This is a genomic window from Streptomyces sp. NPDC054796 (assembly GCF_053611545.1).
Genome location: NZ_JBSHAO010000025.1, coordinates 1 through 26164, shown reverse-complemented (window position 1 = coordinate 26164; position 26164 = coordinate 1). Strand labels below are relative to the sequence as shown.

Genomic DNA, 26164 nt, shown 5'->3' with positions numbered 1-26164 from the left:
ACCCCTCACCACCCCCTCAAGGAGCACGCCATGACCTCCCGCACCCCCACACCCCGCACTCCCACATCCGCCGACTCGTCGCCCTCCGCCGCTCCCGTCCCCGCCCCCGTCCAGCCCCCGGCGTATACGGGCCCGGAGGAGGAGGCAGAGCCCGAGGCGGGGCGGTGCGGGCTCTACGGGCCGACGTCCGCCGAACTCGTCCACGCCTTCACCACGCGGCTGCACGACGGACTCCGGCGCAGCCGTTCCGCCCGCGTGCGGGCAGCCCGCCGCCACGGATCAGCGGTCAGGGCCGCCGGAGGCGCGGGCAGGGTTCCCCGCGCCGCGCGGCCTGTGCCGCCCGGCCGCCGCGCCCCGAAGGGAGGCGACGACCGGTGAGCGGCCATGACGTCGCCGTGACCGGCCTCGGCCTGCTGACGCCCGCCGGCATCGGCGTCGGGGAAACCTGGGAGGGGGTGCGGGCCGGGCGCTCCACCGCCACCGCCGACCCCGAACTCGCCGGGCTGCCCGTCGAGTTCTCCTGCCGGCTGCCCGACGTGGACATCGACGCGCGGCTCGGCCGACGGCTGAGCAGGCGCGTCGACCGCTTCAGCGCGATGGCCCTGATCGCCGCGCGCGAGGCGGTCGCCGACGCCGGGCTGGGCGAGCCGTGGCAGGCGGAGTCCGAGGGGCGGGAGGCGGACTGGGACCCGGACCGTGTGGCAGTGCTGCTCGGCGTCGGGAGCAACAGCCTCGCCACGTACCCCGAGGAGTTCGGGCGCCTCAACGAGGAACGCCCTGACCGGGTCTCCCCGCTCGCCCTGCCCCGCAGCGTCCCCAACTTCGCGGCGAGCGAGGTGAGTACGGACCTGGGGGCCGCCGGGCCCAGCATGGCCATCAGCACGGCGTGCTCCTCCGGCGCCATGGCCCTGGGCACGGCCCGCAGCCTGATCGAGAGCGGCGCCTGCGACGTCGTGATCGCGGGCGGCAGCGAGTCGGCGCGCGCGGCCATGACGGCGGCCTGCTTCGCGCAGATGCGGGCCCTGTCCCAGCGCGGCGACGAACCGGAGCGCGCCTCGCGCCCCTTCGACGCGGAACGGGACGGCTTCGTGCTGGGGGAGGGCGCGGGCATCCTCGTGCTGGAACGCGCCGAGCACGCCCGCGCCCGCTCGGCGCGGGTCTACGCCCGCCTCACCGGGTTCGGCGCTTCCTGCGACGCCTACCACGTCGTCGCGCCCCGCCCGGACGGCGAGGGCATCGTGGGGGCCACCCGCGCGGCGCTGGCCGACTCCGGCTGGGAGCCGCAGGACGTGGGGCACATCAACGCGCACGCCACCTCGACGCGCCTCAACGACCGTGCCGAGGCACACGCCCTGCACCGGCTGTTCGGCACACCGCCGCCGGTCACCGCCACCAAGAGCGTGATCGGCCACTCGCTGGGCGCGGCCGGGGCCATCGAGGCGGCGACGACGGTGCTCAGCGTCCACTACGGCACCATCCCGCCGACCGCCAACCTGGACACGCTGGACGAGGGCATCGACCTGGACGTGGTCACGGGCAAGGAGCGCGGCACATGGGCGCCCACCGCGCTGTCCAACTCCTTCGGCTTCGGCGGCCAGAACGCGGTCCTCGCCTTCGAGGGGCCCTGAGCGGTTCGCGGGCTCTCAGCGAGCGGGCCCGTGCGAAACCTCCGTGCCGGGGGAAACGTCCGTGCCGGGGGGAGAGGAAGGGGCGGCGGCGCCGAAAACCGGTTGCCGCCGCCCCGCCGCTTCCGCTGAACTGCCTCGCGCACCGGCCGTCCCACCCATCCCGCCAGGAGGAGCGAAGAATGCGCACACCCTTCATGTCCACCAGGAATCGAAACGTCACTCGTTCGAAGGACATGGCAGGCAGTGCGTACGCTGAACTTGGGAATCCTGGCGCATGTCGACGCCGGTAAGACGAGCCTGACCGAGCGGCTTCTCCACACCGCCGGAGTCATCGACGAGATCGGCAGCGTGGACGCCGGAAGCACGCTGACCGACTCCCTCGCGCTGGAGCGGCGGCGCGGCATCACCATCAAGTCCGCCGTGGCCTCCTTCGCCCTCGGCGATGTGACCGTCAACCTCATCGACACCCCGGGCCACCCGGACTTCATCGCCGAGGTGGAGCGCGTGCTGCACGTGCTCGACGGCGCCGTGCTCGTCGTCTCGGCCGTCGAGGGCGTGCAGTCGCAGACCCGCGTGCTGATGCGGGCCCTCCGGCGGCTGCGCATCCCCACCCTGGTCTTCGTGAACAAGACCGACCGGCGCGGCGCGCGGTACGGGCCGCTCCTGCGCGACCTCGCGACGAAGCTCACCCCCGGTGTCCTCGCCATGGGCACGGTGCACGGGCTGGGCACCCCCGGCGCCGCGTGGCTGCCCTACGGCCCACGCGACGCCGCGTTCCGCTCAGCGGCGGCCGAACTGCTCGCCGAGCACGACGACGCGCTGCTCGCCGCCTACGTCGAGGACGAGACGTCGCTCTCCTACGGCGTGCTCCGCGACCGGCTCGCCGGACAGAGCGCGCGAGCGCTGGCGCACCCGGTCTTCTTCGGCTCGGCGATCACGGGCGCCGGCGTCGGCGGCGACGGCGGCGGGCTGGCCGGGGGCATCACGCGACTGCTGCCCGCACGGGCCGCGGACACCGGAGCGCCCGTCTCCGGAACCGTGTTCAAGGTCGAGCGCGGCCCCTCGGGGGAGAAGGCCGCCTACGTCCGCCTGTTCTCCGGCACCCTGCGCACACGGGACCGCGTGCGCTTCGGCCACGGCGGCTGCGAGGGCAAGGTGACGGCGCTCAGCGTCTTCGACCGGGGGACGGAAACGCGTGCCGCCGCACTGCCCGCAGGACGGATCGGCAAGGTGTGGGGCCTCGCGGAGGTGCGGGTCGGCGACGCGATCGGCCCGCCGCGCACGGTGGCGGAGGACGGGCCCGGGGCCGCCGGGCCCGTGAACGGAGACCGCTTCGCCGACGGACACCACTTCGCGCCGCCCACGCTGGAGACCGTCACGGTGCCCCGTCGCGCAGCGGACAGGGGCGCCCTGCACACGGCACTCACCCAACTGGCCGAGCAGGACCCGCTGATCAACCTGCGGCAGGACGACATCCGCCAGGAGATCTCCGTATCGCTCTACGGAGAGGTGCAGAAGGAGGTCATCCAGGCGACGCTGGCCGAGGAATACGGGATCGAGGCCGGCTTCCGCGAGACGACGACGATCTGCCTGGAGCGGCCGGTGGGCACGGGCGCGGCCGTCGAATTCCTCAAGAAGGACCCCAACCCGTTCCTCGCCACCGTCGGCCTCCGCGTCGACCCGGCCCCTGTCGGCAGCGGGGTGGACTTCCGGCTGGACGTCGAACCGGGCTCCATGCCGTACGCGTTCCTCAAGGCCGTCGAGGAGACCGTGGCGCGGACGCTGTCCCAGGGGCTGCACGGGTGGCGGGTCACCGACTGCGTCGTCACCATGACGCACTCCGGCTACGCGGCACGGCAGAGCCACGCGCACGCGGTCTTCGACAAGAGCATGTCCAGCACGGCGGGCGACTTCAGGAACCTCACCCCGCTGGTCCTGATGAGCGCGCTGACGGAGGCGGGCACGCGGGTCCACGAGCCGGTGCACCGCTTCCGCCTGGACATCCCGGCCGACGCGTTCGGCGCCGTGCTCCCCGTGCTGACCCGGCTGGAAGCGGTGCCCCGCACCTCGCACACGAGCGGGACCACGTGCGTGCTGGAGGGCGACATCCCCGCCGCGCGGGTGCACGCGCTGGAGCGGCGGCTGCCGACGCTGACCAGCGGAGAGGGCGTCCTGGAGGCTGCCTTCGACCACTACAGGCCCGTGCGGGGCGAGATCCCGTCCAGGCCCCGCACGGACCACAACCCCCTCGACCGCAAGGAGTATCTGCTGCACGTGATGCGCCGGGTCTGAGCCACGAGGTGCCCGCCTCGCCCCGCCCCGGTTCAGCAGGTGGGCGCGGCGGGCTTGCCCGCGACCCGGTCCTTCAGGAAGGCGAGCACGTCCGCGTTGCCCCGGTACACCAGCGAGAGGTGCCCCATCTCGTACGGCTTCCAGGTGAGCGGCACACCCCGCTCGCACAGGCGCTGGTGGAGGCGGTCCGCCTGGGAGTACGCGACGAGTTCGTCCTGCGCCGCGTGGTACTGGAAGACGGGCACATGGATGCCCTGTGACGACTCGCCGAGCTTGTTCTCCGCGACCCGCTGGAGCCACGGCGGGTCCAGGAACGGGGAGCGCTCCAGATAGTCACTGGTCTGCTTGCCCGCGTAGTCCACCAGCAGCTCCACCGTGCACGCCGACTCCTCCATCGCGGCGAAGGCCGCGCGGCCCGCCTCGTTGAAGTAGGAGTCGAGCTTCAGCTCGGGGTAGGCGTGGTCGAGGCCGATCAGCGCATAGGCGAGGACACCGAAGCCGCTCTTGCCGTCCAGCGGCAGCGCGACCTGCGTCAGATCGGCGGGCACCCCTCCGGCGGCGACGCCGACCAGGTCCAGTTCCGGCGCGTACGCGGGCTGCGTCTGCGCCGCCCACATCGCGGCGCCGCCGCCCTGCGAGTAGCCGCGGAACAGCACCTTGGCGTCCGCGGACAGCCGTGCCTCGGGAAGCCGCTGCGCCGCGCGGACCGCGTCGACGAGGGCCGGGCCCATGGACCTGCCGACGACGTACGTCGTCCGCGGCTCGGGCCGGTAGCCCTCGTAGTCGGTGACGGCGACCGCGTAGCCGCTCCTGAGCAGGTCGTTGAGCGCCGGCTGCTCGTAGAAGGCACCTCCGTCGATCATGCGGGAGGGTGCGCAGCGGAACGCGGGACCGTGGGTGCCGGGCGCGAAGCCGACGACGGGAGCTTGCGCCGGATCCGCGGCCTTGGGGACCAGGACGGTGCCGGTGACGGCGGTGGGCGCGCCCTGTGCGTCGGTGGACAGGTACATCACCTGCCACGCGTCCGCCAGCGCGACCGCGCCCGGCGGGCCTGCCTTGGCCGGGCGCGACCTGATGACGTCGCCTGGCTCGCCCTGGGGGAGGGGGTCTGGCGGGGTGTAGAAGGCGTCGTCGGCGGCGGACCCGGCCGCTGTCTGCGACTGTGCCGGGTCCTGGGCGTGCGAGGCGGAGGCGGTGGGCGTCCACACGAGGAGCGCCGCGAGGACCGCCAGCGTGCTGAGGAGCACCAGCAGCGGGAGCGTGACGCCACCGCGGCTGCCGGTGCTGCTGCCGCTGCCGCCCGCGAGGGGGTGTGCGCGAGCGGGCGAGGTAGGAGAGTGCCGGTACCGCACGGGTCAACCTCCGGTGAGGGACTGGGAAGGGGGAGCGGGGGTGGCAGCGCGTGACGGGGTGTCCGGGGCCTGCGGGGTGGTGTCCGCGGGTGTGTCCGCGAGCACGGGACCGGGTGCCGCTGCCTCGGCGCGCCGACGGGTCCGCCGCGCCGCACGCCCGTCGAACCGGCGCAGCAGCGACGAGGGCAGGAACACCGCGTCCGCCGCGATCATCGCGAGCGAGAAGAACGGCAGCCCGAGGACGACGGCGATGGCGGCGTGCTCGGCCATCATCGCGGCGAGCAGCACGTTCTTGACGCGCCGGTTGAAGAGGGTGAAGGGGAAGGCGACCTGGACCGCGACCGTCCCGTACGTCAGCAGGAGCACCATCATGCCGCTGCCGCCGAGGAGCCCGGAGAGCGCGGGCCAGGGGGAGAAGTAGTCCAGGTGCAGCGGGTAGTGCAGCGCGGTCCCGTCCTGCCAGCGCCCACCCTGGATCTTGTACCAGCCCGCGGTGGCGTAGACGAGGCAGACCTGGCCCATGATCACCAGCAGCGCCGCGTTGTGTGTGAGGTTGGCCAGCGCGTCCAGTACGGCGTGCGCGGGCGAACCGTGCGCGCGACCGGCCACCGCCCACCACACCGCGTGGGTGAGCCACAGCCCCCACAGGAACGCCAGCCATACGGGCCCGAGTTCGCCGGTCAGCGTGCCCCCGGCCAGGCCGAGGCCGCACACCGCCCACAGCACGGGCCCCGTGACGCGGCCCGCTCCACGGGGTGCGAGACGTGCGCGGTGTGTGCGGTGTGCGCGACGCGCGTCCAGGGACCAGACCCGTCCGCAGCGGGTGAGGACCAGATACATCGCGATCAGATGGACGATGTTGTCCCCGCCGTCGCCCATGAAGACACTGCGGTTCTGGAGCGACAGCACACCGAGCATGAACAGCACCGACATGGCCCGCGTGTGCCACCCCACGAGCAGCAGCGCGGAGGCGGCGACGGCCAGCGCGTACACGGCCTCGAACCACGGCTGACCGTCGGACCACATCAGGGCCGTGAAGGCGTGGTTGTCGTCGATGAGCCGACGCGCGAGACCCCAGCTCCACGGCCCGTCGGGGCCGTACAGCTCCTGCCGGTGCGGCCACTCGCGCAGCAGGAACGCCAGCCAGGTGAACGCGAAGCCGATACGGACGACGGCCGTCTGGTACGGGCCGAACGCCGTGCCGGCCGCGCGCGCCAGGGCGGCAGAGGGGCGGTGGGTGCTCGTGGGCATCAGTGCCTCGCCTCCGTGGACTTCGTGGGCCGCGCGGCCTCCGTCGAACCGTCCGCCGTCACATCGCCGGGTGCCGCGGGCCACCAGGGCAGCACCCTCTGACCCCGCTCGACCGCCCCACGGGTCCCGGCGCTCCACGACGGTGGTGCGACGGGTGTGGTCACGGCCTTGATCTGCACACGGTGGACGGTGCCGAGGGGATGGCGGTCGTCGAGCCGTGCCAGCACGATCCGCTTGAGATACATCTCGGAGAGCGCGCCGCGCGTGCCCGTCGAGCGGTTGCGGGCGTCGTGGGAACCGTGGAAGAAGTCCCAGGCGCGGCGCAGTTCGTTCTGCCGCGTATGGCTCGGCGCCGGGTTGCCCCTGATGGCCTCGCGGTCCCCGGCCGTCAGATCGGTCCAGCCGGTGCGCCGCGTGCCGCCGTCAGGAGTGAGCAGTTCGAGCCGTGCGTGGACGTGGATGTTGGCCTGGAGCGGGTCGGGTGCGAAGAGCTTCCAGTTCTGCTCGAACTCCGGCTCCACGTACGCGGCGATCTCCCGCCCGTACTGCCGGGACGCGGTGTTCGGCGGCGCCAGATGCAGGAAGGCCATGAGCAGATGCAGTGCCGCGGCGCACGCCAGCACCACCGCAGCCGAGGCCACCAGCACCCACGAGGAGCGGGACAGCGCGACGGCGGGTAACGGCGGGCCGCCGTGGCCCCTCGACGCACCGGACTCCATCCGCCCCACCCCGTCCTGATCGGTCGCGCATGGTCCCGGCATGGCCCGTCGACGGTCCGTTGACGGCTCACTCGATGTCCCGTCGACGGCGGGAAAGTGGAACGGGGCCCGTGCGGCGGCCGGGTTTCGCCGCGCGGGCCCCAACGGCACGTGCCGGGAGCGTCAGTTGGCTCCCGTGCTCGCGCCGCGTGCGGGGATGCGCGGGAGCAGGCGGAACAGGAAGAGGCCCGTACCGATGGCCAGTCCCGCGATCACCAGCATCCAGCCGGTGCCCGTCGCACCGGTCAGGGCGAGCCCGTCGCCGCTGTCCGACGAGCTGCCGCCCGCGGAGCCGGTGGAGCCGGTGGAGCCGGTGGAGGACCCGCCGGCGTCACCGCCGGTGCTTCCCGTGCTTCCGGTGCTGCCGGTGTCCCCGCCCGCCGATCCGGTGGTGCCGCCGGTGTCGCCCGCGGTGTCGCCACCCGTGTCGCCGCCGGAGGAGCCGGTGTCTCCGCCGGTGTCACCACCCGTGTCTCCGCCGGTGTCACCACCCGTCGTGCCGGTGGTGCCCGTGTCGCCTCCGGTGTCGCCCCCGGTGGTGCCCGCGCTCGTGGCGCCGCCGTCGTCACCGCCGCCCTTGCCGATGGTCACCTTCGCCAGGACGTTGTCCTGCCCCTCGTTCTGCTTGCAGGCGGAGTCGAAGGTGCCCAGGCTCGTCTCCTTGCCGTCCTTGTCCTTCGGCGTCAGGGTCAGCAGGATGTCGCCGACGGTGATGGTGGCCGTGCCGTCCTTGTCGAACGTCAGCGACGGTGCCTTGCCCTTCGCGTTCACCGTGAAGGAGCCCTCGGCCGGAACGTCGGCCTTCTCCACGGTGTTCGGGACGGTGACGGGCAGATCCACACCCGGCGCCTGCACATGGGCCTTGGCCTCGGCCTTGCCCTCCAGGGTCTTGGCGCCGACCAGGTTGAGGCCCTGGGTGGCGGTGGGCGGCACCGTGGTCACGGTGGTGATGTCGAACTCCTCCGTCGGCTCGCCGACCGCCACTGACGACGGGATGTCCGCGCTGATCTCCATGGTGAACTTCTGCTCACCGATCAGGGGCATCGGACAGGTGTAGTCGAGCTTCAGGGAGACCGGCTCGGCCGAGGCGGTGTCGGGTCCCGCGACGATCAGCGCACCCCCCGCGGCGAAACTGGTGACGGCCACAGCGGCCATGACCTTCCCTGATTTCCTTCTGGCCCGCATGCGTTCCCTCTCGTCACTGGAGAAACTCGTCACTGGTGAAATCGAGGCGACGACCACAATGCCAATGTGATGCACGTCGCGCTTGGGAGCCGCAAACTACTCACGCGTAATACGGGGGTCAAGGTGTGAACTGCGGATATCCCGGGGTTCTGCGGGGGAGTGGAGAAGGGGTCGCTTTTTCTCATCACAAGGTGAGTGTTTCTCGCGCGATCTTCATCGTTTCCGCAGTGTGATCGCGGGATGCGGGGTGCCCCTCCGGGCTGCGCGTCCGGTGATGAAAACGCCGCTCACGATGCGCGAGGCGTCACAAAAAATCGGCGCGGAATACGGGCTTGGAAGGACTCGACTGGCATGGGAATTACTTCCCTTGACCGTGAGGGTACCGGCCAGTAGTTTACGGCACCGAAACGCTTTCATCTTCTCTTCGGAACCTGCCTGTTTCGTACGGGAGAAGCGTAGTCCAAGCGTTTCGGGAGCGTAAGCACTTCGCACGGCGGGGGTGATGCATTCCACCGAGCGCGTAGCTCGTGTCAGTTTTTCGGCAACACGAGAGGTGCATCAATGAAAGCCAGAGCAATATCGGGGAAGGTGCGGGCCGCACTGGTCGCGACGGCCGTCGCGGCAGGCGGCATGATCGGCCTCGGCACGATGGGCTCGGCCTCGGCCGACCCCGTCACGCTGGACCTCAACTACACCTGTCCCTTCCCCCTCATCGGCAGCCAGCCGTTGAAGGTGCAGATCAGCGCGGACATCCCGACGACCGTCCCCGTGGGCCAGCCGGTTCCGGCCTTCGACATCAACACCGTGTCGACGGTCAACGCCACGACCACGCAGGGCCTGAACCTGGTCGGTGCCAAGACCCTCGAGGGCAGCGCGGCGGCGAAGGCCACCGTGGCGGCGCCGGAGGCGACGCTCCCGGTCACCGTGCCCAACACCCTGGAGAAGACCGAGATCCCGGCCGAGGGCGGCTTCGACATCAAGGCCAACGGCAAGACGCCCTCGCTGACCTTCACCAAGGCGGGCACCGCCACCATCACCGTCGGCGACATCCTGCTGACCCTCACCCCGCGCGACGCCGCGGGCAACGAGACCGGGCTCGGCACCTTCGAGTCCGCCTGCACGCAGGACGCGGGACAGGACAACAAGCTGGCCGAGGTGGAGATCACCGACGGCGGCGGCACGACGGGAACCACGGGCACGACCGGAACGACCGGCACCACGGGCACGACCGGAACGACCGGAACCACCGGTGGTGACACGGGCGGCGACACCGGTGGTGACACGGGCGGTACCACCGGCACGACCGGCACCACCGGTACGACGGGTGGTGACACTGGCGGCGATTCCGGCACGTCTGGAGGGGATTCCGGAACCACGGGCGGTGACTCCGGCACGACCGGCACCACCGGCGGTGACTCCGGGACCACCGGTACCACCGGCACGACGGGAACCTCCGGAACCACAGGGACGACGGGTTCCACCGGCAGCTCCGGCTCCACCGGCGGCCCCATCGAGCTGGGCTTCGGCCTGAGCGGCAAGTCCACGATCAAGGCCGCCAACGGCGATGTCGCGCTCAACGGCGACATCGACACGGAGTTCGACCTCGCCTCCGGCAAGTTCGAGGCGGACCTGAACCTGAACCCGACCTCGGGCAAGTTCAAGGTGCTCGGGTTCCTCCCGACCACCGCGAAGGTCGAGTTCGCTCAGGAGGGCCGCACCACCGGCACGCTGTCGAACGACGGCAACCTCAAGTCCAGCTCGAAGATGTACGTCGCGCTTCCCGAGGTGGCCGTGTTCGGGTTCCCGATCGGTGGCGGTGAGGAGTGCAAGACCAGCTCGCCGACCGAAGTGAACCTCGCGTCCGAGGGCCGGTTCGACCCGTTCAAGGGCGGCACGCTCAAGGGCGAGTACGAGCTGCCCGAGCTGAAGGACTGCGGTGTCCTGAACGGCATCGTGAGCCTCTTCACCGCGGGACCGGGCAACACCATCAGCCTGGCCCTGGCCCCCGAGGCCGCCGCCAAGTAGCCGCACCCCTGGCAGCACCGTACGGACGCCGTCCGTACGCCGCCCCCGAGGAACAGCGCGCGGTACTCCGCACGATGGCCCCCACCGCCCGAGCGGCGGTGGGGGCCATCGTGTGCCTCGGTGCGCGACGGCTCAGTGGTCCCGGGCCGCCGCCGCGTCCGCGCCGACGCCCTCGATCTTCTTGCAGGAGCCGGCCTTCTCGAAGGCGGGGCTCAGCTCCGGGTTGGACTTGAAGTCCTTGGCGGGGCCCTCGTAGGCGTTGAAGTCCGCCATCGCCTTCCCGGCCTTGGCGAGCGCCTTCTGGAGGGAGGCGGTGTCCTCGACCTTCGCCCGGCGCAGTGTCTCCGACGCGTCCGTGACCGCGCCGCGCGTGTTGCCGAGGGTCTTCAGGACGCGGTGGTAGGTGGCCTCGCCCCCGCTGACCGGCGGCTTGCCCTCCTTCTTGATGCCTTTGCCCAGCCGTAACAGCTCGCCGGACAGCGCGTCGAGGAACTGGAGCGCCCCCTCCTTCACCTCTTCGGGCTTCTTGCCCTGGCTCGCCGGGAGCTTGAGGTTCTGCGCACCGTCGCCGACGTGCGAACAGACCCGTCCGGCCCAGGCGACCTCGGGGCCGTCCTTCTCGCCCGAACCGCAGCCGGCCAGGGCGAGGCCCGTGCCCGCCAGGGTGACCAGCGCCAGCGCCTTCACCGCCTTGATGTCCCGCGTGCCCTTCATGACTCTCATCGTGCTCATGCCCCTCATGACCTTCCTCGGCCGAACGTGTCGATACGGGTGATCTTCCAGACGCCGTCCCTGAACACCGTGTCGACGGCGAACATGGCCGGTGCGTACGTCGGTCCGGCGGCTTCGTCCTTGCCGCCCTTGCCCGACGTGCGGGTGTGCCGCTGGTCGGCGTAGACGAGGACGCGGGCCCGGTCGCCTTCGAGCAGCTCGACGCCGCTGTCGGTGACCGTCGTTGTCAGCACGGACTTCTGCCCGGGGCCCTTCTCCCTGACCCCGGCGAGCATCTTCCGGTGCTGTTCGACCGCCTTGCCCGTCAGCAGCGTCCGCGCGGCCTTCTCCGTACGGGCGGCGTCGGTGTGGTCGTAGGAGAAGAGCGCGCCGACGGACCTGCTGATCTCGCCCTTGAGCTTGCTGGTGCGTGCGGTGTCGGTGAGCGCGGTGTTGCGTACGGAGGCGTCCTCGCGCAGTGCGCGCGCCTCGTCGCCCGCCCATACGCCGAAGCCGCCCAGCAGCACGGTGACCACGCCCAGCACGGCGGGCAGCGGGACGCTCCGGCGCCGTCGCCCCGTGGCGTCCCGCGCCTCGCGGGCGGGATCGGGCCGCTGCGGGACCTGGGGGGCCTGTGGGACGGTCCTGGGCCGCGGCCTCGGGCCGGGTTTCGGCCGTCGTGCGACGTCGGTGTCGCGGGGCGGCTGCTCCCGTACGGGCGATGCGGCGCTCGTAAGGCTCTCCAGCCGCCTTCTGCGGTTGATGAGATGGCGCGTGGTGGACATGCGGACCGCTCCTCTCGCTCGTCACTCGCCGTCGGCGGGGCTGCCATCGCCGTCCTCGTCGCCGTCCCCGCTGCCGCCGTCGTCGCTCCCGTCGTCCTGGGCCGCGCTGTCGCCGAAGGGCGCCTGGCCCAGGCCGCTGAGCTTCCAGCCGTGCGCCGTGCGCGTCAGCTCGGCCAGCAGGCGGTTCTCCTTGTCGACGGGCTCCGCCTTGGGGGCGTTCACCGTGACGCGGAGGGCGACCATCACGCCCGCCTTGCCCGCGCGTTCGTCCAGCTCGGTGACCGCGCCGGACAGCACCGTCGCCGTCGTCACGGTCTTCGCCTCGCGCACCTGCTTCTCGAACGCGGACCTGCCCTCGCGCAACTGCTCGCGCAGCGCGCCCGTCGTGGACTCCTCCCAGGTGTCCAGCCCGCGCCGCAGGTCGCGGTGGTCCAGCGTGTTGAGGTTCTGCGCCCCCTGCTCGCCGGCGGCGCGTACGAGGTCGCGCTCGTGCGCGAAGTCCGCCGTACCGTCGTGCGCCGCCGCGTACCAGGACGTGCCGGACCACAGTGCGAGCGCGGCGGCGCTCGCGGCCAGCGCGGACGCCGCCGTCAGCAGCGGGTTCCTCCTGAGCGGCGCCGCGGCCCGCGAGGCGGTGCGGGGGAGCGCGCGGAACGCCGCGCGCGGGAGCTGTGCCATCGCGATGTGTCTCCTTCACCTCACGGAACTTGTCGGGCCTCGGCTGGGCCGCCCGGTGGTCAGCGGGACTTCAGGTCGGTGATCCTCCAGTGCTCACCGCGCGGTTCGGCGGTGACCGCGAGCTGTGCCGCGGCCTTGCCCGGCTTGTCGCCCTCGCGCTCGGTGACCTGGTCGAGGAAGACGAGGAGGCGTGCTTCGCGCTCCGTGAGCCGGACGACTCCGGTGCGTACGACGGTGGTGGTGAGCGTCAGCTTCTGCTCGGCCACCTTCCGCTCGACCTTGGCGAACAGCGCCTCGTACTGCTTCTCGGCCCTGCCGTCGAACACCTCGCGCGCCGCGTCGGCCGTCGCGCGGGTGTTCTTGGGCGTGTACGAGAAGGCGCGGGTGAGCGCCGTGGCGACCTCTTCGCCGACCCGGGCCGTCGCGTCGGTGTCGGTGAGCGCCCGGTTCTCGACGGCCGGGTCGCCCGCCAACTGCGCGGTGCGGACGAGCAGTACGCCGCTCGTCAGCAGCGCGACGGCACACAGCGCGACGACGACGGTCCTCCCCCGTCCTCGCGCCCACCGGCCGGGCCCGCGCCCGGAACGGCCGTCCGCCGTGTCGTCCACGGAACCGGGCGCCGCGATCTCCTCCTCCACCACCACCGCCCGCTCCCGGGCCCCGAGCCGCGTCACGGCGCACCCACGGGAAGCGCGGTGAGCGCGTCGATCTTCCAGCCGTCCGACGTGCGGGCGAGACCGGCCTCGAAGCGCTTACGGTCGGTCGTCGCTTCGCCCTCTCGCGGGGTGGCCTCGACCCGCAGCGCGGCGATCAGCGTCGCCGTCCCCGCGCGGGTGTCCAGCGCGGTGACCGCCGCCTCGGTGACCGTGGCGCGGGTGGAGGTGCCGTCCTGCTGGAGCACCTTGCCGCTCCGCTCGCCGGTGCGTTTCAGCTCGTCCAGGAGCGGGCCCGTGGCAGCGGCGCGCCACTCGCGCAGGCCCTCGCGCACCTGGGTGCCGTCGATGCTGTTGAGCCGGGCGACGTGTGCGCTGCCCTGCTCCAGCACGGTGTCGCGGGCCTTCCCGTAGGCCAGGTCCTCCTCGGCCGCAGCGCGTGCGTACGACCAGCCGGACCACCCCGTCAGCGCCAGTGCCGCCACGGCACCCACGCCGCCGAGGAGGACGGCGGACCGGCCTCGCCCCCGCACTCGCTCCCGGTCCCGTGGTGCCTTCTCCGTCCCGCTCACGCGTGCACTCCCTCGCCCTCGCACTCTCCCTCTCACCGTCCGCCTCCCAGCCCCAGCAGCCCGCTCATGCCCGACCGTTCGCCGCCCGGCAGCCCCGGTGACCCCACGGCGCCGCGCCCGTCGTCCGGGGCACCGCCGCGTGCCCGTGGCGACCCCGGCACGGCGGGCGCGGGCAGGGCGCCGCCGCCCGGCGCGTTGGCCGAGCCGCGCACGTTCTTGCCGCTGCCCGGCGACGAGGCGCACCGCGCCCCTGTGTTGGCGGGCGGAGCGGGCGAGGTGTCCAGGCCGTTGCGGTAGGTGGTGCCGCCGTACCCCGAAGTGCAGGGCAGCGGCTCGAAGAAGGTGGCGGCGAGGCCCATCCGCAGCTTGCCCTCGGAGACCACGCTCGCCCCGGCCGCCGCGACCTCCGGCACCCGCACCAGCAGCTCGTCCATGCCGCGCTGCCGGGTGTGCAGCAGCTCCGACGTGGTGGTCAGGTTCGCCAGCAGCACACTGACGTCGGGGTCCAGGTCGTTCAGCACCCCGCGCACCTGGTCGGCCGCGCCCGGCGCGTCGGAGATGACGCGCTCCACGTCGGCGTCCGAGTCGGCGAGCTGCCGAGCCAGTTCCCTCGTCCCGCTCGCGAAGGACCGCAGCGCCTCGCCCTCCTCGTTCTGTGTGCGCAGCACCGTCTCCGCGTCCACCAGCAGCTCCGTCGTCTCGGGTGCGGCCTCGTCGGCCGCCTCGATGAACTCGCTGCTGGTGTCCAGCAGCTTCTGGAGGTTCTCGCCCTGCCCGTTGAAGGCGAGCCCCAGCTCGTCGACGGTCGTGCGCAGGGAGTCCAGCGGTACGGAGGAGGCCAGGTCGTCGACGCTGGTCAGCATCTCCGTGACCGGTTCGGGCGTCGTCGTGGCCTGCCGGGGGACGACCGAGCCGTCTTCGAGGTAGGGCCCCTCGTCGGTCCTGGGCAGCAGGTCGATGTACTGCTCTCCGACGGCCGAGAGGCTGGCGACCCGCGCCGTCAGATCGGCGGGCACGGGCGGCGCCGAGTTGTCGATGTGCAGCTCGGCCTCGACACCGTGCGACGTGAGTTCCAGCGGACCGACGCGCCCGACGTCCACGCCCCGGTAGGTGACGTTGGCGTTGGTGAACAGGCCCCCGGTGCGGCCCAGTTCGACGCGCACGCGGTAGTAGTCGCGGACGCCGACGTAGCGTCCGAGATCGGCGTAGGTTACCCCGAGATAGCCGAGCACGAGGACGCCGAGGACGAGGAAGACGAGGTTCTTGACGTGGACGCCGAGGGTGAGCATCAGCCGTTCCCCCCGTCGGCAGGGGGCAGCGGCAGCGCGCTGTCGCCGCCGCTATCACTGCGGCTGTTGGTGGCACCGTCGCTCAGCGGCGGGATGACCTCGGTGCCAGGCCGCGCGGTGGTGCGGAGGTAGACGTTGAGGTAGTCGCCCTTGACCCCGCTCAGTACCTCGTCGGTGAACGGGTAAGTGGCCAGTACCTCAAGGGAGTTGGGCAGCGCGCTGCCCGCCTCGCCGAGCTTGCGAAGGGTGGGCGCGAGCGCCTTCAGATCGGCGACGAGGTCCTCCTTGGTCCGCTCGACGGTGCCGACGGCGACCTCGGAGAGGGCGTCCAGCGAGCGCAGCATCGTCACGAGGGAGGCGCGCTGGTCCTTGAGCACGTCGAGACCCGGTTCGAGGTCGTCCAGCACGGCGCCGATCTTCCGATCGCGTGCGGCGAGGCGGGAGGAGAGCTTGTCCACGCCGTCGATGGCGTCGGTGATGCTCTCCTTGTTGTCGTCGAGGCTGGTGGTGAGCTTGTTGACGCGGCGCAGCATGGAGCGGACCTCGGTCTCGTTGCCGGAGAGCGCGGTGTTCAGCTCGCGGGTGATGTCGCGGAGCTGGGCCACCCCGCCGCCGTTGAGCAGCATGGACAGGGCGCCGAAGACCTCCTCGACCTCGGGGTAGCGGTTGGTGCGGGAGCGGGGGATGACGGAACCGTCGCGCAGCCGCCCCCGGGGCGCCTCGGACGCGGTGGCCGAGGCGGCCTTCTCCCCGGCGTCCCCGGCGTCCCCGGCGTCCCCGGTGTCCCCGGTGTCTGCGGTGTCCGCGGTGCCGACGCCCTCGTGCCCGCCCGCGTCACCCGCCGTCCCCGTGCCGCCCGGCGCGACGAGCTGCACATACTTCTCGCCGAGCAGACTGGACTGTTCCAGGTTGGCGTAGACGTTCGCGGGGAGGCGGACGTCACCGTTGACGCGCATCGTGACCTCGGCCTGCCAGCCGTTGTCGGCCAGCTCGATGCCGGTCACCTCGCCCACGGACACGTCGTTGACCTTGACCGCTGACTGCGGGAAGAGGCTGAGCACGTCCCGGAACTCGGCGGTGATCTCGTAGGGCCGGTCGCCCAGTCGGGCCCCTCCGGGCAGCGGCACGTCCTCGACACCGTCGAAGGTGGGGGAGAGGGAGCCCCCGGCGACCATGGTGAGACCGGTCAGCACACAGAGCGCCGAGGCCAGCCCGGTAACGGCCGTGATGACACGTCTCACCGCTCCGCCCCCTTACCGGCCTTGCCGCCGCGTGCGCTGTGCGGGGTCCCCGAGGCGGGCAGGGGCAGCATGCTCAGCTCGTTGATGTCGGCGCGCCCGTCGATGGTGCCGGTGCGCGGGTTGTAGGCGCGGGTCGTGTTGTCCGCTGCCAGGGGCGCGGTGTCCAGGGCCTCGGCCAGGGAGGCGCGCTGCTCGACGAGCGCGTCGGTGACCTTCGCCAGGCGCCCGACGCCGGTCTTCAGCTCGCCCCTGTTGTCCCTGATGAAGTCCTTGACCTTGCCGAGCGCCCCGCCCAACTGCTTCAGCGCGGCGGCCAGGTTCTCCTTGTCGTCGGCGAGGAAGGTGGCGACCTGGGAGAGCTGCCGCTCCGACTTCCTGACCTTGCCGTCGTTCTTCTTCAGCAGCGCGGTGAACTTCTGAAGCTCCTCGATCGTCCCCGTCAGGTCGCCCTTGCTGCCCGCGAGGGCCTTGGAGGCGGAGCCGAGCTGTTCGACGGTGTCGCCGAGCGCCTTGCCGTTCCCGTCCAGGTTGCGGGCTCCGGTGCCGATCAGGTCCGAGAGCGCCCCGTCCTTGTTGGCGCCCCCGGGCCCGAGCGCTTCGCTGAGACCGGTGAGGCTGTCCACCAGCTCGTCCACTTCCAGCGGGGTGGCGTTGCGCTCGGCGGGGAGGACCGCGCCGTCCTGGATCTGGGCGCCCTTGGTCCAGGCGGGCGCGAGCTGCACATAGCGCCCCGAGACGACGCTCGGCGCGACGACAACCGCCCGCGCGTTCGCCGGGACCTTCACACCCTCGTCGAGGTGCAGGGTGACCTCGACACGTCTGCCGCGCGGCCGTACGGACTCCACGCTCCCCGTCCTGACGCCCAGCACCCGCACGTCGGAGCCCTCGTGCACGCTGACGGCCCGGTCGAAGTACGCGGTGATCCGCTTGCCGTCGCCGCCGAGGCCCAGCCCGGCGCCGACGTCCTCGGCGACGGGCAGCCCGGCGGCGCCCGCCGCCGTCACCCCGAGCAGCGCGAGTGCCACGCCGAGCGCGGCCAGCCGCAGCCGCCGCACGCGCCGCGGCCGTCGCGGCCGTGGCGGGTGTGCCCGCTGCCCGGAGGCCGTCGTCGATGTCCGCTTCGCCATCAGCGTCCTCCTCCGGAACCGGCCTTCGGCGGCATGCACCCCTCGTCGGGCGGTGTGTCCTCGGGCAGGTAGTTGTCGGGCACGAGCCCGCACACGTAGGCGTCCATCCAGCGGCCGTTGCCGAGGGTGTTGCCCATGAGGCGGTAGTACGGGCCGGCCGCCGCGAGGGTCTTGTCGAGCTGGTCGCGGTTCTCGGCGAGGACGCCGGTGACCCGGTTCAGGGCCCGCAGCGCCGGACGCAACTGGGCCTCGTTGTCGGCGACGACACCCTTGAGTTCGGTGCCGAGGTCGCGGGCGCCGGTCAGGAGCCGGTGGATGGCGCCGCGCCGCTTGCGCACCTCGGCGAGCAGCAGGTTGCCGTCCTCCAGCAGAGCCTCGAAGTTGCCGCTCTGGCTGTTGAGGGTCCTGCCGATCCGGTGGGTGCCCTTGAGCAGCTCGCTCAGCTCGGCGTCCCTGCTGGAGACGGTGCGGGAGAGGTCGGTGAGGCCCTTCGCCGCCTTGCGCACATCGCCCGGTGTGTTCTCGAAGGTGTCCGAGATGGCCTCGAAGCTCTCCGCCAGCTTGGCCGAGTCCAGCTCGCCCGCCGTCTCACCGAGGCCTTCGAAGGCGTCCACGACGTCGAACGGCGAGGTGGTGCGCCCGGCAGGGATCGTGCGGTCCGGGTCCTGCGCTGCGGCGCCGTGCGGGTCGACGGCGAGGTACTTGGCGCCCAGCAGCGTCTTGAGCGCGATGCTCACGGTGCTGCGGTCCCCGACCCACGCGTCCTCCACCGTGAAGGCCACCCGCACCCTGGCACCGTCGAGGGCCACCGAGTCCACCGCGCCGACCTTGACCCCGGCGACACGCACCTCGTCGCCCTCGTTCAGCCCGGCCGACTCGGTGAACTCGGCCGTGTAGGTGGTGCCCACGCCCACGAGGGGCAGCGAGTCGGCACGGTAGGCGCCGAGCCCTGCCAGGGACATCAGGAGCAGCCCGGCCAGCGCGACGGCGAGCGGGTTGCGCTCCCGCACGGGCTTGAACCAGGGCCGCCGCAGCCGCGACTTCCCTCTGCTCAAGGTCTTCTCCCGCGGCTTCCTCCGGAGCCCCCTCACCGCTCGCACCGCCCTTCCGTGACGGGCAGTCCCGTGGGCGGGCCGCTGCCGTCGGAGGTGGACACCCCGGAGACACGTGCCTCACAGAGGTAGAGGTTCAGCCACGAACCGTAGGAACTCATCCGGGTGAGCGCGTCCATCTTCGTGGGTGTCTTCTCCAGGAAGCGCTCCACCTCGGGTGTGCTCGCGGCCAGGGTGCCGGAGACCTGCCCGAGTCCTTCGACGCTCTCCTTGAGCGGGCGGCGCCCGTCGTGGAAGAGGTCCGCCGTGGTCGTCGTCAGCTCTGACATGGCGCCGACCGACTCGCCGACGGCCTCGCGGTCGCGGGAGAAGCCGCTGACGAGCTTTCGCAGGGTGCCGATGAGGGTGGTGAACTTCTTCTCGCGGGTGTTGACCGTGTCCAGCACGGTGTTGAGGTTGTCGATGATCGCGCCGATGGCCTTGTCCTTCTTGGCGAGCGTGGTGGTCAGCGAGCCGATCGAGGCGACCAGGCTCTCGACGGTGCCGCCCTCGCCCTGGAGCACCTGAACGATCTCCCCGGCGAGTTTGTTGGTCTCGTGCGGCGACAGCCCCTGGAACAGCGGCTGGAACCCGTTGAAGAGCTGGGTGAGGTCCAGCGCCGGGGTGGTGTTCCGCAGCGGGATGGTGTCGCCGGGGCGCAGCACCTCGCCCACGGGGCCGGCCCCGCGCTGGAGCGAGATGTAGCGCTGGCCCACCATGTTGAGGTACTTGACGGTGGCCGTCGTGGACGCGGGCAGGGTGCGGCCCTTGCGCAGGGAGAACTCCACCCGCGCGAAGCGCTTGTCCACCACCTCGATGGACTCGACCTCGCCCACCTTCACCCCCGCGACACGCACACTGTCGCCCTCGATGAGCCCGGTGGTGTCGGTGAAGCGGGCGCTGTAGCGCTCGGTCTCGCCCACACCCTCGTTGGCGATGCTGACGGCCAGCACGGCGGTGGCCAGTACCGTGACCAGGATGAACAGGGCCGACTTGACCAGGGGCCCGGTGAGGCTGCCGCGGTTCACTTGAGCCTCACCTCCGTGCCGCGCAGCACGGGCCCGGCCAGCAGGCTGGACCAGTCGGGCAGCGCCCCGGCCCCCACCCGCTCGGTCCCGGTGTCGCCGGTGTCTCTGGTGGACCCGGTGTCACCCTCGCCACCGGCCGCGGCCAGCACCTCGTTCACCAGGGCGTTCTCCTGCGGCGAGTTGGGCACCCCCAGGCCGTCCTGGACGGTGGAGAGCACACCCGCCAAGGCCGTACGCGCTGACCCGCCACCCCCGCCACCCCCATTGCCTCCGCCACCACTCGTGCCACCGCGCCCCGCGTACGGCACCGGATAGCAGCCGGACCCCGAGCCCCCGTCCCCGGTCCCGTAGACGGGGGTGTCCCGGCCCGGCTCGTAGGCGCCGCGCGACGGCACGTTCCGCACATCCACGTGCAGCCCCGGCTCGTCGGTGCCCTTGCCGAGCGCGCGGTCCATCGCGGGCACGAAGCGCTCCAGGGTGCGCAGGGTGCAGGGGAAGGAAGCGGAGTGCTCGGCCAGGGTCTCCAGCGTGGAGCGGCTCGCCGCTGTGAGCCGGATGAGGTTGGCCCGCTCCTGCCGCAGGAAGGTGGTCGTATCGCGCGAGGCGCTGGTGACGGAAGCGTAGAGGGAGCCGAGGGTGGCGCGCTGCTCGGCGAGGGTGGCACTGGTGACGGTGGCGTCGCGCAGCGCGTCCGTCAGCTCGGGCGCGGCGTCCGCGTACAGCTCGCTCGCCTTCGCCAGCTCCTTGATGTCCCGGTTCAGGGCGGGCAGTTCGGGGTTGAGCTTCTTCAGATACGCGTCGAGCGTGACCATGGTGTCCCCGAGCTTCTTGCCGCGCCCGTCGAGTGCCGTCGCCACCGCGGTGAGTGTCGCGGACAGCTTCTCGGGCTGTACGGCGGTCAGCAGCGGCTGGAGGTGGTCGAACGCCTGCTCCAGCTCGACGGCGTTGCGGCTGCGGTCCTGCGGGACGACACCGCCGGAGGCGAGGGTGTGTTCCGAGGGCCGTTCCGGCGGTACGAGTGCCACGTAGCGCATCCCGAAGAGCGTGGTGGGCAGCATCCGCGCTTCGACGTTCGCCGGTATCCGTGCCATCTTGTCCGGCTGCATGGCGAGGGTGAGGCGGGCGCCGTCGCCGTCGGTGTCGATGGAGCGCACCTCCCCGACGACGACACCCCGCAGCTTCACATCGGCGTGCGGATGCATCTCGTTGCCGACGTCGTCCGTCTCGACCGTCACGGTGGCCGTCTCGGTGAAGTCCTTGTCGTAGACGGCGAGGGAGAGCCACACCAGCAGCGCGGGCACCAGCAGATAGGCGACCCCGGCGAGGCGGCGCGTGCGCGTGCGGGAGCGGTCGGTGCGGCGGTACCTGGGTGGTCTCACGTGATGTCCGAGGGCTCTCATCCGGCCACCTTCACGGTCGTGGTGGCGCCCCACAGCGCCAGGCTGAGGAAGAAGTCCGTGACGGAGATCAGCACGATCGCGGTGCGCACGGACCGGCCGACGGCGACGCCGACCCCCGCGGGGCCGCCCGAGGCGCGGTAGCCGTAGTAGCAGTGCGCGAGGATCACCAGCACGCTGAAGAGCAGCACCTTCAGGAAGGAGAGCACCACGTCCGTGGGGGAGAGGAAGAGCTGGAAGTAGTGGTCGTAGGTGCCGGTGGACTGGTCGTTGAAGAGGACGGTGACCGCGCGCGAGGCCACGTACGAGCCGAGCAGCCCGATCCCGTACAGCGGGACGATGGCCGCCACCCCCGCGACGACCCGGGTGCTCACGAGGTACGGCATGCTGCGCACACCCATGCTCTCCAGCGCGTCCACCTCCTCGTTGACGCGCATCGCGCCCAGTTGCGCGGTGAACCCGGCGCCGACGGTGGTGGACAGGGAGAGTCCGGCGACGAGCGGGGCGATCTCGCGGGTGTTGAAATACGCGGAGATGAACCCGGTGAAGGCGTCGGTGCCGATCTGGTTGAGCGCCGCGTAGCCCTGGAGTCCGACGACGGTGCCGGTGAAGACGGTGATGCCGATCATCACGCCGACGGTGCCGCCGATGACGCTCAGCCCGCCGCTGCCGAAGGACACCTCGGCCAGCAGCCGCTGCACCTCCTTGGGGTAGCGGCGCAGCGCGCGCGGCACCCACAGCAGGGCGCGCAGATAGAAGAGGAGTTCGTCGCCGGGGCGGTCCAGCCAGGTCAGGGGACGGCGGACGGCGCGGGTGACGGCGGAGCCGCGCGGGCCCCGCTCTCCCGGCCGGTGGCCGCCGTCCGCGCCGTCTCCGGTGTCGCCGGTGCGACGGTGTGCCCGTCCGCCGGGACGCTGTGCTTCGGTGCCGCTCGGGCCGAGCAGGGTCATGGGTCACAGCCCCTTCGGCGGCACGGTCTGGAGATAGATCGCGGTGAAGATCATGTTGACGAAGAAGAGGAGCAGGAAGGTGAAGACGACGGACTGGTTGACCGCGTCGCCCACCCCCTTCGGGCCGCCCTTCGGGTTGAGGCCGCGGTACGCGGCGACGACCCCGGCGATGAACCCGAAGACCAGCGCCTTGAACTCCCCGATCCACAGGTCCGGCAGCTGCGCCAGCGCGGAGAAGCTGGAGAGGTAGGCGCCCGGGGTGCCGTTCTGCATCACGACGTTGAAGAAGTAGCCGCCCATGGTGCCGATGACCGAGACGAGACCGTTGAGCAGCACCCCCACCAGCATCACCGCCAGCACCCTCGGCACCACGAGGCGCTGGACGGGGGAGACACCCATGACCTCCATGGCGTCCAGCTCCTCGCGGATCGTGCGCGAGCCGAGGTCGGCGCAGATGGCCGAACCGGCGATCCCGGAGATCAGCAGCGACACGATCAGCGGGCTCGCCTGCTGGATGATGACCAGCACGCTGGCGCCCCCGGTGAAGGACTGCGCGCCGAACTGCTCGATGAGCGAGCCCACTTGGAGCGCGATGACGGCACCGAAGGGGATCGTCACCAGCATCGCGGGCAGGATCGTGACGCTCGCGATGAACCAGAACTGCTCGACGAACTCGCGCACTTGGAAGGGCCGCCGGAACGTCATCCTGACGACGGTGACGGCGAGCGCGAACAGCCTCCCCGTCTCCCGCAGCGCGCCGAGCCCCGGCAGCGGCGCGCGCCGCCCGGGCGCACCCGTGGGCGCGCTCACGGCCGCACCTCCGTGCGCGCTTCGAAGGGGCCGCTGCCCGCGAGGGTCGTCCGACCGCCGCGCCCGCCTCGGGCGCTCCTGGGGCCACGGGCGCCGAGGGTGGCCTCGACGGCCCGCCGCGCTGCGGCGGGCAGCGTGTCGAGCATGCTCAGGACACGCTCCTCGCGCCGCGAGACCGCGCGGCGCACCGGCATGCCGGGACTCGGCTCCAACTGGGGTTCCACGGTGCGCGGTCCGTCGTCGCGGTCGAGCGCGCCGGAGAGCCGTTCCCGGTCGGCGGTGGCCTGGTCCTTCTCCTCCGCCATGCCGATGGGACCCTCCCTGCGACCGCTCAGGAACTGCTCGACGGCGGGCTCGTCGCTGGTGAGCAGCACCTCGCGGGGCCCGAAGGTGACCAGCTCGCGCCGGAAGAGCATCCCCATGTTGTCGGGCACGGTGCGGGCGATGTCGAGGTTGTGGGTGACGATGAGCATCGTCGCGTCGATCTGCGCGTTCAGGTCGATCAGCAACTGCGAGATGAACGAGGTGCGCACCGGGTCGAGGCCCGAATCCGGCTCGTCGCACAGGATGATCTGCGGATCGAGGACGAGCGCGCGGGCGAGCCCGGCCCGCTTGCGCATGCCGCCGGATATCTCCCCCGGCAGCTTCTCCTCGGAGCCGAGGAGCCCCACCATCTCGATCCGCTCCATCACGATGCGGCGGATCTCCGACTCCTTCTTGCGGGTGTGCTCGCGCAGCGGGAAGGCGATGTTGTCGTAGAGGTTCATCGAGCCGAACAGCGCGCCGTCCTGGAACATCAGCCCGAACAGCTTCCGCGTCTCGTACACCTCGCGCTCGGAACTGCCCGCCATGTCGACACCGTCGATGAGGACCCGGCCGCGCTCCGGCCGCAGCAGGCCGATGAGGGACTTCAGGAAGACGGTCTTCCCCGTGCCCGAGGGCCCCAGCATCACGCTGACCTCGCCGGGCGGCAGGGTGAGCGTCACGTCCTGCCAGATGTTCTGCCTGCCGAAGGACTTGGTCAGGCCCTCGACGGCGACTTCGATTCCCATGACACCTCCCGGTGGGTGATGGACGGCTCTCAGAGCTTGGGCAGGTCGGGTACCGTCGCCGCGCAGTCGGGCGAGGTGTAGCAGACGGCTCCCTGCTGGATGCGGATCCGGTTCTTGGTGCCCGCGATGCTCGCGTTGAGCAGCGGGTCCAGGTCCTCGCCGCCGCTGCCGCACCCTTCGAACGGCGGAATGGTGATCTCGCCCTCCAGCAGACCGCCGCCGAGGATGTCGTACTCGCCCTCCAGCACGGTGTCGGCGCGCCCGCTGCGGCAGCGCGGTCCGACGTCCAGTGGGGTGCCGTTGAGGGTGACGTCGTACAGGCGCAGCCGCTGGTAGTAGCCGATGGTCGTCGTGTTGCGGCCGTCCTGGGAGACCGTCGTGACCGTGACCGGCTCGGTCTGGAACTCGACCTTCGCCGTCGTCGGCTGGAAACCGAAGGTGAGGAAGGTGGACTCGGCGTCGGGCAGGTGGAGTTCGCCCACGGAGTTCTGCTCGACGTAGCCGCCGGGCGCGGTGACCATCCGCTCGATGATCCGGAGCTGCATCGGACCCGGCTTCTTCTCCGGATCGTTGATCATCATGGACCCGTCGAGCTTGTGCACGCTCGCGTAGCCGGCGGCGACGACACAGCCCGGAGTGGCCAGCCCCTTCTGCTCGGTGGCTCCGGCGGGGGGCTCGGGCAGCCGGTCCGGGTCCAGTTCGGCGTCGGTGGGTTCCTCGGGGCAGCGCACGGTGGAGGCCGCGCGGGTGCTCTCGCCGGGGCCGACCATGATGCCGTCGTTCCCTTTGTTCCCGTCGTCCTCAGCGCCGCCCCGGCCGCTGTCCGTCGCGCCGGGGGAGGAGGCACCCCCGCTGTCGGTGCCCGTGGTGTCGCCGGACGCGGGCGGGGCAGGGCCGTCGCCCGGCCGGCCCGTGGCGCTCACCGTCGCGAGAGGGGACCCGTCACCGTCGCGCGGGGAGCAGGACACGTTCAGTTCCTCCTGCGCGGGGAGGGGAGTGCTGGCGTCCCCCTCAGCCGTCGCCTCGCGCACGGGCAGCAACCGGAGCGTGAGGTCGCCCGCCGTGAAGGTGACATCGCCGGGGTGGGCCACGGTCACCGGCGGCACGTTCCCCGAGTGACCGAGGACGACGCCCGCGCCCCCGGTCACGCGGGTGGCGGGCGCGTCGAGTCCCGTCCAACGGGCCTTCGCCGTCTCGCCGTTCTGGGAGACCTCGGCCGTCAGCGTCGCCGTACCGCTGACGGAGCGGGTGCCGGAGGGGAACAGCGCGTCGGCCGTCTCCGGGGGCAGGGTCACCCCGGCCCGCAGCGGTCCGGGGCGGATGGGGACGCCGACCGCGCCGGTGCGGGGGAAGGTGCCGGTGAGCTCGGCCGTCACCGGCTGCCGCCCGCCGCCGGGCAGGCGGCACAGGTAGTCGGCGCCGACGCGGGCCTCCTGCTCGTCACGCTCGGGCGCGGCCGACCCCGAGCCCGGCAGCAGCAGGGCCGCGAGCAGCCCGCCCATCGCGGCGACGGCGATGACCGCGGTGCGCAGCGTGCGCGCCCGGCGCCTCGCACCGTCCCGGCGTCCCGCACCGCCGACGCGTCGCACGGACCCCGGCGACCCCGGCGATCCCGGCCTCTCTGACGGTCCCGTGGACCCCGGCCACCTCATGTGTTCCGCTCCCCGTGCGACGGAGCCCTGTGGGACGGGGCCCCGTGGCCCATGGGGGGCCGGGCCACGGGACCCGGGGCCGGGGAACCGGCGGCCGGGGGAGGAGTGGGCCGCGGGTGCCCCAGGATGAGGGCTACGTGCCGGGGCGGGGTGCCGGTGCCCCTGGCTCGGGTGCTGAGACGCCGTCGCACGCGCTTTTCCTCCTCGGGAAGTCGGCCGGTTTTCCTTGGCCCCGCGCATTCCGCCGCCCCGCCGCACGCGGCTCACGACAGGAATGCGAGGTGCCGACGCGCGGAATTGCGGCGCGTATTGTTGCTGGCGAGCGCCCGGTGAGTGCCTGGCGGAACTGCACGTTACGTACGGGTAACCGGGCCGCGCAATGACCCTTTCCCAACTTCCCGCTACGGCCTCCCGGCAGGGGAATTCCTTGTCAGCGTGTCAGCAGCCGCGCCGGTCCTTTCATCGGGAGGTGAGCATTTCCCGCGCGGCGTCCCGGTGGAGCGTGCGTCGTCTTGACGACGAGAGAGGGGGGGGGGGGGCCCCGGGCGGCCCCCGCCCGCGGGGCGCGGCGCCCCCCCGGCGGGCCGCGCCCGCGCGCGGGCCGCCCCCCCCCCCCCCGCCGACATTGAAAAAAACA

Annotated in this window: 23 protein-coding genes; 4 read left to right on the top strand and 19 right to left on the bottom strand. The window is 72.1% G+C overall.

The features are described 5' to 3' along the window. The first annotated feature begins 30 nt into the window (after positions 1–30). The 3 genes from ACWGJ2_RS21215 to ACWGJ2_RS21205 all read left to right on the top strand — a co-directional run bounded on the left by ACWGJ2_RS21215 (position 31) and on the right by ACWGJ2_RS21205 (position 3920). The gene (locus tag ACWGJ2_RS21215; RefSeq protein WP_453347704.1) at positions 31–378 is read left to right on the top strand and encodes a hypothetical protein; all 348 of its coding nucleotides are present in this window, start codon (positions 31–33) and stop codon (positions 376–378) included. After that, positions 375–1628: a beta-ketoacyl-[acyl-carrier-protein] synthase family protein gene (locus tag ACWGJ2_RS21210; RefSeq protein WP_453347703.1), complete on the top strand. Its 1254-nt coding sequence runs from the start codon at positions 375–377 to the stop codon at positions 1626–1628. Before ACWGJ2_RS21215 ends, ACWGJ2_RS21210 begins: the two co-directional genes overlap by 4 nt. A 243-nt stretch (positions 1629–1871) precedes the next feature. Continuing rightward, entirely contained in the window at positions 1872–3920 is a 2049-nt protein-coding gene (locus ACWGJ2_RS21205) for a GTP-binding protein (protein WP_453347702.1), read from the top strand. Between the two features lie 32 nt (positions 3921–3952). Here ACWGJ2_RS21205 and ACWGJ2_RS21200 read toward each other — a convergent pair whose 3' ends face one another. The 4 genes from ACWGJ2_RS21200 to ACWGJ2_RS21185 all read right to left on the bottom strand — a co-directional run bounded on the left by ACWGJ2_RS21200 (position 3953) and on the right by ACWGJ2_RS21185 (position 8436). Continuing rightward, positions 3953–5272 carry a lipase family protein gene (locus ACWGJ2_RS21200; protein ID WP_453347701.1) on the bottom strand — a complete coding sequence of 440 codons (1320 nt, stop codon included), beginning with the start codon at positions 5270–5272 and terminating at the stop codon, positions 3953–3955. A gap of 3 nt (positions 5273–5275) precedes the next feature. Next, complete coding sequence (locus ACWGJ2_RS21195) at positions 5276–6523, bottom strand: HTTM domain-containing protein (RefSeq protein ID WP_453347700.1); 1248 nt, start codon at positions 6521–6523, stop codon at positions 5276–5278. Next, positions 6523–7284, bottom strand: a complete 762-nt coding sequence (locus ACWGJ2_RS21190; RefSeq protein WP_453347699.1) for a DUF5819 family protein — start codon at positions 7282–7284, stop codon at positions 6523–6525. The genes ACWGJ2_RS21195 and ACWGJ2_RS21190 overlap by 1 nt, the downstream gene beginning before the upstream one ends. Positions 7285–7404: 120 nt before the next feature. Next, positions 7405–8436, bottom strand: coding sequence for a DUF6801 domain-containing protein (locus tag ACWGJ2_RS21185; RefSeq protein ID WP_453347698.1), 1032 nt, complete (start codon positions 8434–8436; stop codon positions 7405–7407). Positions 8437–9027: 591 nt separating this feature from the next. Here ACWGJ2_RS21185 and ACWGJ2_RS21180 point away from each other — a divergent pair. Continuing rightward, a complete protein-coding gene (locus tag ACWGJ2_RS21180) occupies positions 9028–10491 on the top strand; it encodes a DUF6801 domain-containing protein (protein ID WP_453347697.1) in 1464 nt (487 codons plus the stop codon). A 132-nt stretch (positions 10492–10623) separates the two neighbouring features. Here the strand turns inward: ACWGJ2_RS21180 and ACWGJ2_RS21175 are convergent, their stop codons facing one another. From ACWGJ2_RS21175 to ACWGJ2_RS21105, 15 genes are all read right to left on the bottom strand, one after another. Beyond that, positions 10624–11223 (bottom strand): hypothetical protein, encoded by a 600-nt coding sequence (locus ACWGJ2_RS21175; RefSeq protein ID WP_453347696.1) that lies wholly within the window; start codon positions 11221–11223, stop codon positions 10624–10626. 5 nt (positions 11224–11228) lie between these two features. Further along, positions 11229–11987, bottom strand: a complete 759-nt coding sequence (locus ACWGJ2_RS21170; RefSeq protein ID WP_453347695.1) for a hypothetical protein — start codon at positions 11985–11987, stop codon at positions 11229–11231. Positions 11988–12008: 21 nt separating this feature from the next. Continuing rightward, positions 12009–12665, bottom strand: a complete 657-nt coding sequence (locus tag ACWGJ2_RS21165) for a hypothetical protein (RefSeq protein ID WP_453347694.1) — start codon at positions 12663–12665, stop codon at positions 12009–12011. A gap of 59 nt (positions 12666–12724) precedes the next feature. Further along, on the bottom strand, positions 12725–13339 hold the full coding sequence (locus ACWGJ2_RS21160) for a hypothetical protein (protein WP_453347693.1): 615 nt from the start codon (positions 13337–13339) through the stop codon (positions 12725–12727). Further along, positions 13336–13890, bottom strand: coding sequence for a hypothetical protein (locus ACWGJ2_RS21155; protein WP_453347692.1), 555 nt, complete (start codon positions 13888–13890; stop codon positions 13336–13338). Before ACWGJ2_RS21155 ends, ACWGJ2_RS21160 begins: the two co-directional genes overlap by 4 nt. 32 nt (positions 13891–13922) lie before the next feature. After that, positions 13923–15179, bottom strand: coding sequence for an MCE family protein (locus ACWGJ2_RS21150; protein WP_453347691.1), 1257 nt, complete (start codon positions 15177–15179; stop codon positions 13923–13925). Then, the gene (locus tag ACWGJ2_RS21145) at positions 15179–16354 is read right to left on the bottom strand and encodes an MlaD family protein (RefSeq protein ID WP_453347788.1); all 1176 of its coding nucleotides are present in this window, start codon (positions 16352–16354) and stop codon (positions 15179–15181) included. The genes ACWGJ2_RS21150 and ACWGJ2_RS21145 overlap by 1 nt, the downstream gene beginning before the upstream one ends. Before the next feature lie 62 nt (positions 16355–16416). After that, positions 16417–17547 (bottom strand): MCE family protein, encoded by a 1131-nt coding sequence (locus ACWGJ2_RS21140; protein WP_453347690.1) that lies wholly within the window; start codon positions 17545–17547, stop codon positions 16417–16419. Next, entirely contained in the window at positions 17547–18509 is a 963-nt protein-coding gene (locus ACWGJ2_RS21135) for an MCE family protein (protein ID WP_453347787.1), read from the bottom strand. Before ACWGJ2_RS21135 ends, ACWGJ2_RS21140 begins: the two co-directional genes overlap by 1 nt. 125 nt (positions 18510–18634) lie before the next feature. Then, the gene (locus ACWGJ2_RS21130; protein ID WP_453347689.1) at positions 18635–19666 is read right to left on the bottom strand and encodes an MCE family protein; all 1032 of its coding nucleotides are present in this window, start codon (positions 19664–19666) and stop codon (positions 18635–18637) included. Beyond that, positions 19663–21045, bottom strand: a complete 1383-nt coding sequence (locus ACWGJ2_RS21125; protein ID WP_453347688.1) for an MCE family protein — start codon at positions 21043–21045, stop codon at positions 19663–19665. Before ACWGJ2_RS21125 ends, ACWGJ2_RS21130 begins: the two co-directional genes overlap by 4 nt. A gap of 17 nt (positions 21046–21062) precedes the next feature. Continuing rightward, entirely contained in the window at positions 21063–22013 is a 951-nt protein-coding gene (locus ACWGJ2_RS21120; RefSeq protein ID WP_453347687.1) for an MlaE family ABC transporter permease, read from the bottom strand. Between the two features lie 3 nt (positions 22014–22016). Continuing rightward, positions 22017–22823 (bottom strand): MlaE family ABC transporter permease, encoded by an 807-nt coding sequence (locus ACWGJ2_RS21115; RefSeq protein ID WP_453347686.1) that lies wholly within the window; start codon positions 22821–22823, stop codon positions 22017–22019. After that, entirely contained in the window at positions 22820–23875 is a 1056-nt protein-coding gene (locus ACWGJ2_RS21110) for an ABC transporter ATP-binding protein (RefSeq protein WP_453347685.1), read from the bottom strand. Before ACWGJ2_RS21110 ends, ACWGJ2_RS21115 begins: the two co-directional genes overlap by 4 nt. Positions 23876–23904: 29 nt before the next feature. After that, positions 23905–25464: a DUF6801 domain-containing protein gene (locus ACWGJ2_RS21105; protein ID WP_453347684.1), complete on the bottom strand. Its 1560-nt coding sequence runs from the start codon at positions 25462–25464 to the stop codon at positions 23905–23907. Positions 25465–26164: the final 700 nt, after the last annotated feature.